The sequence below is a fragment of the Candidatus Brachybacter algidus genome (assembly GCF_016707225.1).
In the GTDB taxonomy this organism is placed as follows: domain Bacteria; phylum Bacteroidota; class Bacteroidia; order Chitinophagales; family Saprospiraceae; genus Parvibacillus; species Parvibacillus algidus.
Map to the genome: position 1 here is coordinate 288,224 of NZ_JADJID010000005.1, position 13,517 is coordinate 301,740.

Annotated in this window: 8 protein-coding genes; 6 read left to right on the top strand and 2 right to left on the bottom strand. The window is 40.0% G+C overall.

All coding sequences use genetic code 11. The annotated features are described in order from the left end of the window. Positions 1–173: 173 nt before the first annotated feature. Positions 174–1,796, bottom strand: a complete 1,623-nt coding sequence (locus tag IPI15_RS15670) for a DUF1501 domain-containing protein (protein WP_287421164.1) — start codon at positions 1,794–1,796, stop codon at positions 174–176. Between the two features lie 66 nt (positions 1,797–1,862). Beyond that, positions 1,863–3,479, bottom strand: coding sequence for a DUF1800 family protein (locus IPI15_RS15675; RefSeq protein WP_287405469.1), 1,617 nt, complete (start codon positions 3,477–3,479; stop codon positions 1,863–1,865). A gap of 689 nt (positions 3,480–4,168) precedes the next feature. Between IPI15_RS15675 and IPI15_RS15680 the strand changes: the two genes are divergently transcribed. The 6 genes from IPI15_RS15680 (at position 4,169) to IPI15_RS15705 (ending at position 11,775) form a co-directional block, all read left to right on the top strand. Continuing rightward, a complete protein-coding gene (locus tag IPI15_RS15680; RefSeq protein ID WP_287405470.1) occupies positions 4,169–5,917 on the top strand; it encodes an ABC transporter ATP-binding protein in 1,749 nt (582 codons plus the stop codon). Between the two features lie 62 nt (positions 5,918–5,979). Then, a complete protein-coding gene (locus IPI15_RS15685) occupies positions 5,980–7,164 on the top strand; it encodes a lipid A deacylase (protein ID WP_287421166.1) in 1,185 nt (394 codons plus the stop codon). 140 nt (positions 7,165–7,304) lie between these two features. Then, positions 7,305–8,339, top strand: a complete 1,035-nt coding sequence (locus IPI15_RS15690) for a beta/alpha barrel domain-containing protein (RefSeq protein ID WP_287405472.1) — start codon at positions 7,305–7,307, stop codon at positions 8,337–8,339. Between the two features lie 73 nt (positions 8,340–8,412). Next, a complete protein-coding gene (locus tag IPI15_RS15695; protein WP_287405473.1) occupies positions 8,413–9,765 on the top strand; it encodes a hydroxymethylglutaryl-coenzyme A reductase family protein in 1,353 nt (450 codons plus the stop codon). 94 nt (positions 9,766–9,859) lie between these two features. Beyond that, positions 9,860–10,786, top strand: coding sequence for a GYDIA family GHMP kinase (locus tag IPI15_RS15700; protein WP_287405474.1), 927 nt, complete (start codon positions 9,860–9,862; stop codon positions 10,784–10,786). 266 nt (positions 10,787–11,052) lie between these two features. Beyond that, complete coding sequence (locus IPI15_RS15705; protein WP_287405475.1) at positions 11,053–11,775, top strand: ferredoxin--NADP reductase; 723 nt, start codon at positions 11,053–11,055, stop codon at positions 11,773–11,775. Positions 11,776–13,517 lie beyond the last annotated feature (1,742 nt).

Consider the following 13,517-nt stretch of genomic DNA (forward strand, 5'->3'; position numbering starts at 1 on the left):
TAGTTTTATGAGTTTATTATGTTGCTGAGCTAAATTAATTTCATTTATCTCAAATCACCATTAGAATCTTTGAACAAAAGATAGTTTTCAATGGACTATTTTTATTGAAATAAATTGCCTTTGCGGTCAAAAGTCAACAATTCATCGCTGTCGCAAGTTTTTAACTTGTGCCTTTACATCTTCACAAACCTTCCCGTATAATTCCTTCTACTGCCACTCAAACTTACCTGGACTATATATGCCCCAGACTCAAAGTTTGCAACCAAGACTTCAAATTTATTGATGCCGGTAACATAAGAGGAAGAATTAACTTTCTGCAATTGACCTTTCATGTCATAGATCTTCAGACTTGCTGTTCCCTGTCCCGACAATTCGATGTCCATAAAGATGGCTTGCGTCGTTGGATTCGGATAACATTTTAATTGACCTGCTCTATTAAAAATAGACGTACTCAAATAAGTATCAATATAACAGTCCGGTGATACGAGATAATTATTCTCAATCACACCTGTTTTGCTGGAGATGTATGGCTCGAAAAGTGTAGATTCGAGTACATTGTCTGAAGCTCCCAGCCAGTCTTGCAGCAATGCTGTAAACACACTCCTATAGTCATGTTGCATTCCTATCAAGTCATTACCGTCACCTACAAGTGATAAGTCAGCATTGGTGCCAAATACTCCTGATTTTATAGGAGTTCCGAATAAAAACATCGGAGCTATAGTGCCATGATCCGTGCCCTTGGATCCATTCTCCTTCGGTCTTCTGCCAAATTCTGAGAAGGTAACACCGGCAACTCTGTTGTCAAGGCCCATGAGTTCAAGATCATTCTGAAATGCTAGAATCGAATTTGAAAGTGATTCGAGCAAGGTGGCATGTGTTCCTTGTTCGGGAGTTGTCCCATCTGCCTGAACATTATGCGTGTCGAAACTGCCTATCGTGACGACATATATTTTTGTCTTGCTGCCTCCACTGATCATTCTGGCCACAGTTTTTAACTGATTGGAAAGATCTACGTCTGCATCATATGAGCCGAGATTTGTTCCTTGATTGAAAACTTGTGAAACTCTATTTGAGTATTTGCTAGTGGATTTTTCCACATCAATGACATAATCCAGGTTGTGTCCGTAGTCTGAAACCGGAATTACGGAAGGTGGGATGCCACCCAATTCAGAGATCAAAGAATAAAACCCACCGGGATCTTGCCCTGAAAGGTTGATTCCTGCTTCATGTTGTTCCTCTGTATGAAAACCTAGAAACTGCTGTTTTGAACCTAATTGTATCCCTAATGGATCAGGAAAATCATCAGTTGGTTCGCCGGGAAGTCCCGGATAAGAAGCTTCAAGATATCTTCCGATCCATCCTGAACCTAGATTGTAGTTTTGCGGTGTACTATCTCCGCCTGACAGCCATAAGTCTGTTCCTTTGAAGTGCGATTTATTTGAATTAGCATAACCAACTGCCTGAACCACTGCGAACGCGTCTTTTTCATACAGCGCTTTGAAAGAAGCCAGATTTGGGTGCAAGCTCACTTGATCCTGATTGGAAAGGCTGCTGTCCAAAGTCAGCAATTTATTGAGGTCAGTTCCGATAGTAGGCCTGAAACTTTTGTACATATCGTACTGATTTGTAGGAACCACGCAGTTCAATCCGTCATTTCCTCCTTTCATTTGCACTACTACGAGCACTCTGTCATTGACATCTTCACAATTAAACATCTTGTTTAAAGAAGCTGACATAAAAGGTTTTAATATATTTCCATCGAGAACAAGTGGACTGAAAGCAACTGGAGCAGTCATTCGTAAAAAATTTCGCCTCTTCATATTTTTTGATTTACTTGAATTAAAGGTTGGTGTTGATATGGATTAAAGCATTTGGAATTCTTCAGAATACATGAGAGCCGTCATCAGGTTCTTAAGTCCGATGTTTACCTCTTCCGAACTTCCTCCCTGAGCATAAGCTTCCCATTCGTATTTCCAGTCTTCTGCAGGCACTCCATCTAAAAGACTTTCTATAAAGTAAGAAATGCGGTCATTATCAGGTTTTTCAGCGAACATATTCTCCGCTAATTCCTCTACAAGTAATGAGACATCTGCCGGGTCTGTAAAATGTCCGGAATTCTTGACAAATTGGGGAAGGTTTATTACCACATTGGTAGCACTTCCTCCAAGGTACGACTTGCCTGTTTGCATCATTTCTGCCAACTTGTATCTTGAGATTATGGTATTGGCGTTAAACCAGGATTTGTCATAAGCCGGTTCTTGATAGTAAGCTGAATAACCCGCCACATCATAAGGAGCAAGGAAGGACATGCCTCCATTATCTAGTATGACACTTATGCCAAGCCTATTAAGGTGAGTATACAATTTAGCCGGTTGAGTAGCCTGGTCAGGCCATGCCATTTCAAAATAGTTAGTGCTTCCAAGGTACAATTCGAGAGGTGATTTAATCAGTGCCCCAAGGATCTCATCTTTGTTGTCAGAATCGTCGGCATCATAGAAATGCTCTGAGGTCAATAGCATTTTGATGGTGTTGTGCACCTCATAATTGTCATTCATCAATTGCGCAGCAAGCGGCGTGACAATATCTGATTCAATCTCTGCAGAAATATTTTGAGACACAAAATATCTGTATAATCGGCGGACATATAATTTTGCTGTTTCTTTTTGGGCGAAGACCATCTCGACAAAATCTGATAATTCTCGAAGCATGTCATCAACTACTTTTGCGCCTTTGATTTTGGTATTCTGAAAAGCAGCGCTGAAAGTTTTGTCTTCTGTATTATGATTGGCCAAAGCCAGTCTACCTGTGGATATGCCTGTATCCGGATCAATGACTGTTAGTCGGGTTGATGATCTAAGTCCTGTCAATAATTTGGCGGCCGTAACTACATCATCTTCTGTATAATTAGTATAATTACCTGGACCTATTTGAGGTCCTTTCCCTATTGTAAATAATTCAAAAAATTCACGTGCATAGTTCTCGTTTGGAGCAGTTTTAGTGTTGGATGTATTATTAAGATACACCAGCATGAGATTGTCCATCGACATTTTCTTCGCAAACGTTTTATAGTTGCCCAACGTGTATTTAGAGATTAAATCTAAATAGTCATAGACTCGCTCAGAGGTTGCCTCATTGGCATTTGTAACCCAACTTTTATGCAAGAAGAAAACCATCTTCATGTTGATTGTTTGGTCGAATTTCATTTCATTGAGCGCCCAGCAACGCAAATAGTTTTTTAGAGCGCCTGCATTTGTTGTTGTAGCGGTGCCATTATTGATCCATGGTTGGCCGGTAGCCGGGTCGATAGGTTGGTCCAATGAATAGGATAGTGGCCCTAACAATTTGTCGACAGCGACATCAGCAGTATAGGCGGCGAATTCATTTATTCTGCCTATGTTATAATTGAATGTGCCTCTTCTCAAAAGGTGTGCTGCAAGCCGATTCCCTAGTTTGCCATTAAAAGTATTTAATGAAGCCATGTCGTGGAGTTATTTTATAAAGTTATTGACCTCTGGAATGTCAAAAGGTTTAATGGCTGTTAAAATAATATTTAAATAAGTAATAAAATAGTTTTTGGGGCAATAAATTTGATAGAATGTAGTTGCCAGAATAATAAGTGTAAAGCAAATGTTTCATGTTCCACATTATTTTGAATTTGGGAGGCAACTTTGAAGAGCTGTTTTTGAAAAAAGAGTTAAAAAGTCGATGATTTTGTAGACGACAGCATTAATAATATCTTGAAATTCAATATGATGTGAGATTAACGGTTGGCAACGGTTGGCAACTGTTGGCAACGGTTGCTCACGGTTCTTTGTAGTTGATATCTTTCTAAATCCTAGAAGCTAGACGTAACAACGGCCGTATTAAAAGTTGCAATAAAAAAAGTATTGTTTTTATAAACGAAGACTGGTGCAACTATTTATTTATCAGGGAATTATTGCGACAACGGTTGCGAACGGTTCCAAACGGTTATTAATTCCGCAGCATCTACATTCTTTACACCATAAAGATTTATAACCATCAGCGTTGATTTCGATCTAATCTCTATTTCCATAATAATCAAATCAATAAAAATCACTTCCATACCCATAAAATCACTTCTTAAAAGTAACTTTGCAACAACCTCAACAATTTAATTCCTAAAACCGTTGAGCTTCGAAAGGAATATATGTTTAAAAATGTAGATATAAAGTTACTGTGGCGCGTAGTTAAACTATCCTTTTCGTTTAAGAAGATATTCTATCTATCTCTCGCATTGGCCTTGTTACTGGCTCCACTAGGCGCCTTAAGACCTTACCTGGTGAACATTGGTGTGGACAAATACGTGATCAGTAACGACCTGTCAGGACTATTCAAAATATGCATCGTCCTCGTAGTACTCGTCATCATTGAGTCATTGTTGCGTTATGTTTTCAGTTATGCTACCGATGCTTTGGGGCAATACGTAACCAAAGATCTCAGAATAGAAATTTTCAACAAAATCGTGGGTTTAAGAGTTCGTCATTTCGATCAAACACCCACAGGCATGTACATCACCAGAGTCATCAATGACATTGAGAACATAAAAACCATCTTTTCGGAAGGTATGTTGACCATTATCGCAGACTTCATCGCCATCATTGTCATCGTAATTGTTATGTTTATGACGAGTTGGCAACTGACTCTGGCATGCCTCGTGACACTGCCGCTCATGGTGGTTGCGACCATTATCTTCAACAAAAAGGTCAAAGTTTCTTACCAACGGGTGCGCACCCAACTGGCCAATATGAATGCTTTTCTCCAAGAGCACATCTCAGGTATGACCATCATTCAAGCTTTTAATGCACAGGATCGGGAGGCGAATAAATTCAAAAAGATCAATAAAGATTATACCAAGGCAAACTTAGATTCTGTCTTTTATTATGCAGTTTTCTTTCCTGTGGTGGATATTATTTCGGCAGCTGCACTTGGTTTGATGGTTTGGTGGGGAGCAAGAGGAATCATGAATGAGACCGTTTCACTGGGTGCCATGGTAGCTTTTCCAATATATCTGAATACCCTTTTTCGACCGATTAGGATGCTGGCCGACAAGTTCAACAGTATGCAGATGGGGCTTGTCGCTGCTGAACGAATCTTTGCACTGACAGATGATGCCGCTGTGACAGAAGATGCCGGCCAGGTTTTTCTGGAAGAGGTCAAAGGAAATATCGTATTCGATCATGTCAACTTTGAATACGTAGAAGGCAGTCCGATTCTTCGGGACGTATCCTTCGAAGTACCTGCAGGAAAAACCATGGCCATCGTCGGCAGCACAGGCAGTGGTAAATCCACCATTATCAACTTACTCACCCGATTCTATGATTATGAAGAAGGCTCGATCACGCTTGATGGAGTAGAATTAAACACGATACAAAAGGTCAATCTTCGCTCCCATATCAGTCTGGTCCTGCAAGATGTTTTCCTTTTTTCAGGTTCTGTGCGGGACAATATCACCCTCAATAATCCTGATATCACAGAAGAGAATATTCAGGAAGCGTCCAAAATGTTGGATGCACATCGCTTCATCATGATGTTGCCGGATGGATATGACTTTGTGGTTTCAGAAAGGGGTCATAATCTTTCCTCGGGCCAGAGGCAATTGATCTCTTTGGTGCGGGCGCTGGTATACAATCCTTCCATACTTATATTGGATGAGGCGACTGCCAGCATAGATTCCGAGACAGAAGAAATCGTACAATACGCTATAGAAAAATTGTTGGAAAACAGATCTGCCATTATCATTGCTCACCGTCTTTCTACGATTCGGAATGCGGACGAGATCCTGGTGCTGGAGCATGGCAGGATTCTGGAAAGAGGCAGTCACAGCCAATTGTTGGAAGATCCGGCAAGCCGCTACTCTGAACTTTATACCATACAGTTTGAAAAAGACCTCTCATGATAATATGGCGCTTTAATAAAATCCCAAATACTTCGTTATTCTCGTATTTGAAACGGTCATTTATGAATTATAAACTCCCTTATTTCAAATACTTCGAATGCCTCGTCTTTGGAATTTTCTTTTCAGCACCTCAAAAAAGCAGCGTTCGGCTTCGGCATCGTCGATATTTTCTTACAGCACTGAAAACAATTGCAGTATTTCTTCTAATTTCCGGAAAGTTGAGCGCCCAGGTTACGCCATTTTTTGACAGATTTCCGGTCATAGATAGTTTGAATGACGGATTTTCTATCCATGGACACAGTCTGGTGTACTTTAAAAACAATGAATATATCAAGGAAGCATATCCTGGATTCTCGGCTTTGGGGGCGAATAATGAACTGTCGGTTAGTTATAAAAAGCAAGGTCATTCTTTTACGGGTGGAATATTTTATCAGTTTGTCTTCGGAAGACCTTTAAGATCTGTCGTGCTGCCCATCTTGTCCTATCAGTATAAACTTACCAAAGATCTAAAAGTGGTCTTGGGGACTTTGGAAGGGCCGGCTGAACATCGACTTTCTCAAGAATTACAGGGCGTCGATGCATACCTTGCGAATCCGATCGAATACGGTGCACAGTTTAAATACACACCAAAATGGGTGGATGCTGATGTCTGGATCAATTGGCGGGAAAATATTGTGACAGGGGATTCTGCACAAGAAAAATTCACACAGGGAAGTAATTTTAATTTCCATTTATTTGATAAAAATGATTGGAAAATAGATGCTAATGCAACTGCTTTATTTTATCATTTTGGTGGGCAAATAGATATTTCAGAAGCACATGTCGTATCATTAATTAATTATGGTTTGGGGATTTCTGTCAGTAAAAAAGCGGGCAAATGGAATAATACAGTTTCGTATAATTATTCCGGTTTCAAGAATGATGAAGACTATACGCTTGTACCATGGGACAAGGGTTTTGGTCATTCACTGACGTTGGATGTGGACAATAATACCTGGTATTTTGGTGTCGGTTACAGAAAATTTGACCGGTACTTTACACTATTTGGTGATCAGGTATTTAGCCTGATCAATCAATTTACAGGAGAGATATTTGGCACAAAAAAGGAATTAATTTCCGGATCTATTTCCTATCAATTATTGGGAGATAAAAACTTCAATATTAATATTGGTTCGGAGCTGTATTATAATCTGCCTACTTCTCAGCTGGATTATAATTATAGTGTGATGGGGCGGGTTAAGTTTTAATTGTTAGTTATTAATTGTTAGTTGTTATTTGGGGCATTACAAGGAGGAATCAGGTGTCCAACACAGAATTGTTCATTATTCATTGTTAATTGTTCATTATTTTAGACCTATCTTTGCCCCTGCAACCAACATAACAGTTAATGCCTCACGACACAAACGACTTAAAAAATTCAGATTTTCAGCCGGAAGGAAGGAAGCAGGATCACATCGAACTTGCATTCGCCTCAGCGACGGAAGCCGCGATGAATGATGATCGATTTTCTTACGAACCAATGTTGTCGGCTCACTTGTCAGCCTTGGAGCCTACTGAATTTCTGGGTAAGACGTTCAATGCACCGTTTTGGGTTTCCAGTATGACAGGTGGCACAGAGAAGGCCAGTAAGATCAATAAAAATCTTGCAACAGTAGCAGGCCGCTTTGGCTTCGGTATGGGCCTCGGTTCCTGTAGAAGCTTGTTGTATAGCAATGAGCACTTAGCAGATTTCGATGTTCGAAAATATCTTGGTGACAAAATGCCTTTGTATGCCAACCTCGGTATCGCTCAAGTGGAACAATTAATCGCAAATGGTAATGTTCAGGTCATCAAAGATCTTGTCAAGAAAGTTTCTGCTGACGGCCTCATAGTCCACGTCAATCCACTTCAGGAGTGGCTGCAGCCTAGTGGAGACAGATTTACCAGAAGTCCAATTGAAACTATTAAGCAATTGCTGGAAAAGCTTGATTTGCCTGTTATAGTCAAAGAAGTTGGCCAGGGAATGGGCATGAAGAGCATGGAAGAATTGCTCAAACTTCCTTTAGAAGCAATCGAATTCGCAGCGTTTGGTGGAACAAATTTTGCCAAATTAGAATTAATGCGCGGCTCAAAAGAAGGTATGGAAGCTTCTATGTCTTTGGCGAGAGTCGGTCACACAGCTCATGAGATGATACAATATATTGACGAACTTGAATGGCGCCTGAAAGAGGACATGTTGTGCAAACAATTCATCATTTCTGGGGGAGTCAGAAACTTCCTCGACGGATACTATTTGATGGAGCAATTACCCTATCCATGTGTCATAGGCCAGGCAAGTACTATGCTAAAATATGCACAAGAAAGTGAAGAAGCTTTGTCTAACTTTGTGCAGCAGCAAATCAATGGATTATTATTTGCCAAAGCATTTTTGAAAATAAAATAGGATACTTCATTGAACCAATTGTTAAAAGTTTTATTCTACATACATCCTGCACCACAGGGTCATCATATATATAGTGAATAAAGAATTGTCAAATAAGTCGGTGGCGGGTTTTTCCAAACTTTCGAAAAGAGGAAAACTAAAGTGGATCGTTAATAATTTCTTCAAGGATCCTGAACATGTCATGAAGGAGCTTTCCAGCTATTGGTTTAAAGATGAAAACGACCAAAAGATCATCGATGGATTAAGTGAAAATACGATTTCCAATTTCGTGCTGCCTTACAGTGTCGCGCCTAATTTTGTGATCAATGACATAGAATATGCCATTCCGATGGTCATAGAAGAAAGCAGTGTAGTTGCTGCGGCTTCCAATGCAGCTAAATATTGGTCGACCAGAGGCGGATTCAAAGCAAGGGTGATTTCTACGATTAAGGAAGGTTGCATCTACTTTATGTGGCCCGGAGATTTTAAACAATTGACACTTCATTTGTCCGATTTGGACGCCAAAATAAGGTTAGCTTCAGCGGACATCACCGCCAATATGGAGACCAGAGGTGGAGGTATTCTCAAGATCGAATTTATCGACATGAACGATGAAGAACCCGGTTTTAAGAAGTTGAATATCCAATTCGATACCTGCAATTCGATGGGTGCCAATTTCATCAATTCAGTCCTTGAAAACGCAGCAATTGTGCTAAAACAATGGTTTGAGTTTCATAAATTACAGGCAGAAGGGCAAGATAATTTTGAGATCATCATGTCCATTTTGACCAATTATACACCACAATGTCTGGTGGAGGCTTATGTAGAGTGTCCGATAGATCAACTTACCGATATCAGCGGATTGGATCCCGTTTCATTTGCAGACCGTTTTTACAAGGCTGTCCGCATAGCAAATGTAGATGTGAGCAGGGCAACTACCCACAACAAAGGGATTTTTAACGGAATAGATGCAGTTGTTATCGCCACTGGCAATGACTATAGAGCTATTGAAGCTTGTGGACATGCTTATGCTGCAAAATCAGGGCAATACAGAAGTCTTAGTAACTGTACATTAGATAATGGAATATTTAAATTTTCAATAACTGTGCCACTAGCTCTGGGAACTGTGGGAGGACTTACAACCTTACATCCGATGGCAAAAAGATCGCTCGAACTATTGGGAAATCCTTCCGCCAAAGAATTGATGATGATCGTAGCAGCGACCGGACTGGCACAGAATTTTGGTGCTGTGCGGTCCCTTGTCACTACCGGTATACAGAAGGGCCATATGCGCATGCACCTGCAGAACATGTTGTGGCAGATGAAAGTTACTCCTGAAGAAAACCTTGCAGTCAACGATCATTTTGCAGACAAGACCATTTCATATGCCGGAGTGCGTGACTATTTGGAAGAGATGCGCAACCGACCTACACTAATAAAAGATTAGACTGTAAAGTAATGTTTGCGTGATTTCCCCCTCTTGAGGGGGCTAGGGGGAGTCTTTAAAATAACAATTAATAATTAACAACTAACAATTACAAATGACCGTTACTTACACCGCACACGGAAAGTTAATGATCACCGGTGAATACCTCGCCCTCCTAGGTGCACGCTGCCTTGCCTGGCCGACGAAAGCGACTCAGACGATGGATGTAACCACTATGGCGAGCGCCCCTGGGACCCTCATTTGGAATGCCATTGACCATGAAGGCAATCCATGGTTCGATGCTTTGATTGCTACAGATGGCCCATACGAGGTCATTTCTGCTTCCGATCCGATTGTTGCTGATAAATTGATCCATATGTTGGAACAAGCAAGAAAAATGGGTGGCCGTGAACTGGGTAATCAGGCATATTCCGTGGAGACGAATACACACTGGCCGATGGAATGGGGTCTTGGAAGCAGTTCCAGTCTCATCGTCAATCTAGCTGCATGGCTTGAAGTTAATCCATTTGAACTTCAGAAAAATACAATTGGTGGTTCAGGTTATGATATTGCATGCGGAATGTCGGATTCTCCCATTGTTTTTCAAATGGCAGATAAACTATTGGTTGGAAAAGTCAGTCGACCACCCGTATTGTTGGAATATGCAGGTTTTGCGTATTTAGGACAAAAAGCAAGTACATCCGATGCCATCAAAAACTTTCATGATAAAGTGGCTAATGTAGATGTTTCTAAAAAGATAGATCTTGTAAATCGACTCGCTTATCACATTCTGGATGGCGAAAAAGTTGGCAATATTATCAAAGCCATTGAAATACACGAAGAAACAATAGGTTACTTACTGGACATAGAACCCATCAAAAGACGTATGTTTCCTGATTTCAATGGAATGGTCAAGTCATTAGGCGCATGGGGTGGCGACTTCGTGATGTTTGTCGGAAGAGAACCATTGAAGGATTATAAAGAAGCAACTGAAAAGGAGTATGGTCTTAAGTTATATTCTGCGGAAGAGCTGCTGGTCTAAAATTGTAAGTTATTTTATTAAAGAAACAATGGTTGGTTAGAAATACCAGTCTTTCTATTATTAAACACAACTATTTTCAAGTAAGATATTTATATATAATTAGAGCGACTGATCTGCGCTTCCCCTCTTGAGGGGTGCCGACAGGCGGGGTGTTTCAAAACCCCGATAAGGGTTGAACAAAATTAGCCACGGGTGAAACCCGTGGAAAGAAAGACTGGTCAAAAAAACCCGGAGTGGGTTGAATAATTATTAAAAAACATAACATCATGCCAAAATGGATCGAAGCAGAAGTAATTAAAACTATTTCTGAAACCGACAGAGTCAAACGTATCTGGATCAATCCGGAAACAGATGAAATGATCACTGCTATTCCCGGGCAATTCATCACATTTGATTTGCCTGTAGGAGAGAAGCGTCTTCAGCGATGGAAAAGTTATTCTATCGCCAACTATGTCCAAGAAGGCATCATCGAACTATGCGTGGCAAAGATGGAAGGTGGACTAGGTTCGGCATACCTGTGTGATGAAATCAAAGTGGGTGATAAACTGAAATTCAAAGGGCCGGAGGGCGTTTTTGTACTTCCTGATACATTACCTTATAAAGTCGTCATGGTATGCACCGGCACAGGTCTGGCGCCATTCCTTGCTATGCTTCAGATGGCATTGGGAAATGCTGAATACGACCACATTGATTTTCACTTGATCTTTGGGACTAGATACGAAAAGGATTTGCTTTATTATCCTAATTTACTTGACTTCAGAAAGTATAAAAATTTCAAGTTGGATGTTGCCCTTTCAAGATATGAGGGTGACGGTCCATTTCACAAGGGTTATGTGCATTCCATTTACCAAAATACTTATAATAATAATGGCCCTCAACCATTATTTATGCTGTGCGGTTGGCAGGCGATGATCGATGAGGCGGTGGGGATTCTGGAGAGTCAGATGCAGATAGATAAAAAGAATGTGATGGTGGAGTTGTATGGATAGGGTTCACGCAAAGAGTCCGCAAAGATAGGACGCGCAAAGTGCACCAAGAGAAACTGCCCTATATTAAGTATTAAAAATAAACCAATTTCTTCCTGTCCTTTGCGCTTCTTTGCCTCATTGCGTGAACTCTTTTTTTTATTGTGTTAACGAAAAGGATGTAAAATTCGTGTTAGATGCGAAGCATCATTCGTGCAATTCGCGGCAAAATTAATCTTTATAATTCGACTGTATTCACCGGGAAATAATAAGGATTTGTCTCACAATTACAGAAATATACAGTCTTTTAACCCGGGATCTCGAATGCATCTTCGCAGATAATTGCACGAATTTGCACGTATGTTTCTACTCCTGCTTAATGATTTCTTAGTGTCTTTGTGATACAGCTTAGGAAGTAGCTACTGCGTGGGCAGGAGGAAGATATCACAGAGTTGCACAAAGTTTTTTTAAATTGAATAAATAATTAGAAGTTGAGCTTAATTTTGAAACTAGATACTGATTGTAGATTTTTTGAGTAACACAGAGAGATTTGACTGTCGTCAAATTTAGATCTGATTGGTCTGTATCTATTATTATATCAGTCAACCTCTGTGCCACTCCACGTCTGCTCTGTGAATCTCAGTGATAATTAATCCCTCAATCTTTGTGAATCTTTGTGATACAGCTTAGGGAGTAGCTACTGCGTGGGCAGGAGGAAGATATCACAGAGTTGCACAAAGTTTTTTTAAAATGAATAAATAATTAGAAGTTGAACTTAATTTTGAAACTAGACACTGATTGTAGATTTTTTGAGTAACACAGAGAGATTTGACTGTCGTCAAATTTAGATCTGATTGGTCTGTATCTATTATTATATCAGTCAACCTCTGTGCCACTCCACGTCTGCTCTGTGAATCTCAGTGATACTTAATTCCTCAATCTTTGTGAATCTTTGTGATACACCTTAGGAAGTAGCCACTGCGTGGGCAGGAGGAAGATATCACAGAGTTGCACAAAGTTTTTTTAAAATGAATAAATAATTAGAAGTTGAGCTTAATTTTGAAACTAGATACTGATTGTAGATTTTTTGAGTAACACAGAGAGATTTGACTGTCGTCAAATTTCGCACAGATCTTTCTGTATCTATTATTACATTGGTGTATCTATGTGCCACTCCGTGTCTGCTCTGTGAATCTCAGTGATAATTAATCCCTCAATCTTTGTGAATCTTTGTGATACAGCTTAGGGAGTAGCTACTGCGTGGGCAGGAGGAAGATATCACAGAGTTGCACAAAGTTTTTTTAAAATGAATAAATAATTAGAAGTTGAGCTTAATTTTGAAACTAGACACTGATTGTAGATTTTTGAGTAACACAGAGAGATTTGACTGTCGTCAAATTTAGATCTGATTGGTCTGTATCTATTATTATATCAGTCAACCTCTGTGCCACTCCACGTCTGCTCTGTGAATCTCAGTGATAATTAATCCCTCAATCTTTGTGAATCTTTGTGATACAGCTTAGGAAGTAGCCACTGCGTGGGCAGGAGGAAGATATCACAGAGTTGCACAAAGTTTTTTTAAAATGAATAAATAATTAGAAGTTGAGCTTAATTTTGAAACTAGACACTGATTGTAGATTTTTTGAGTAACACAGAGAGATTTGACTGTCGTCAAATTTAGATCTGATTGGTCTGTATCTATTATTATATCAGTCAACCTCTGTGCCACTCCACGTCTGCTCTGTGAATCTCAGTGATACTTAATT

Excerpts from the sequence above, each read along its gene's own strand:
- IPI15_RS15700 (WP_287405474.1), top strand. The coding sequence starts at position 9,860 with ATGACCGTTACTTACACCGCACACGGAAAGTTAATGATCACCGGTGAA.
- IPI15_RS15675 (WP_287405469.1), bottom strand. The coding sequence starts at position 3,479 with ATGGCTTCATTAAATACTTTTAATGGCAAACTAGGGAATCGGCTTGCA.
- IPI15_RS15690 (WP_287405472.1), top strand. The coding sequence starts at position 7,305 with ATGCCTCACGACACAAACGACTTAAAAAATTCAGATTTTCAGCCGGAA.
- IPI15_RS15685 (WP_287421166.1), top strand. The coding sequence starts at position 5,980 with ATGAATTATAAACTCCCTTATTTCAAATACTTCGAATGCCTCGTCTTT.
- IPI15_RS15705 (WP_287405475.1), top strand. The coding sequence starts at position 11,053 with ATGCCAAAATGGATCGAAGCAGAAGTAATTAAAACTATTTCTGAAACC.
- IPI15_RS15670 (WP_287421164.1), bottom strand. The coding sequence starts at position 1,796 with ATGACTGCTCCAGTTGCTTTCAGTCCACTTGTTCTCGATGGAAATATA.
- IPI15_RS15680 (WP_287405470.1), top strand. The coding sequence starts at position 4,169 with ATGTTTAAAAATGTAGATATAAAGTTACTGTGGCGCGTAGTTAAACTA.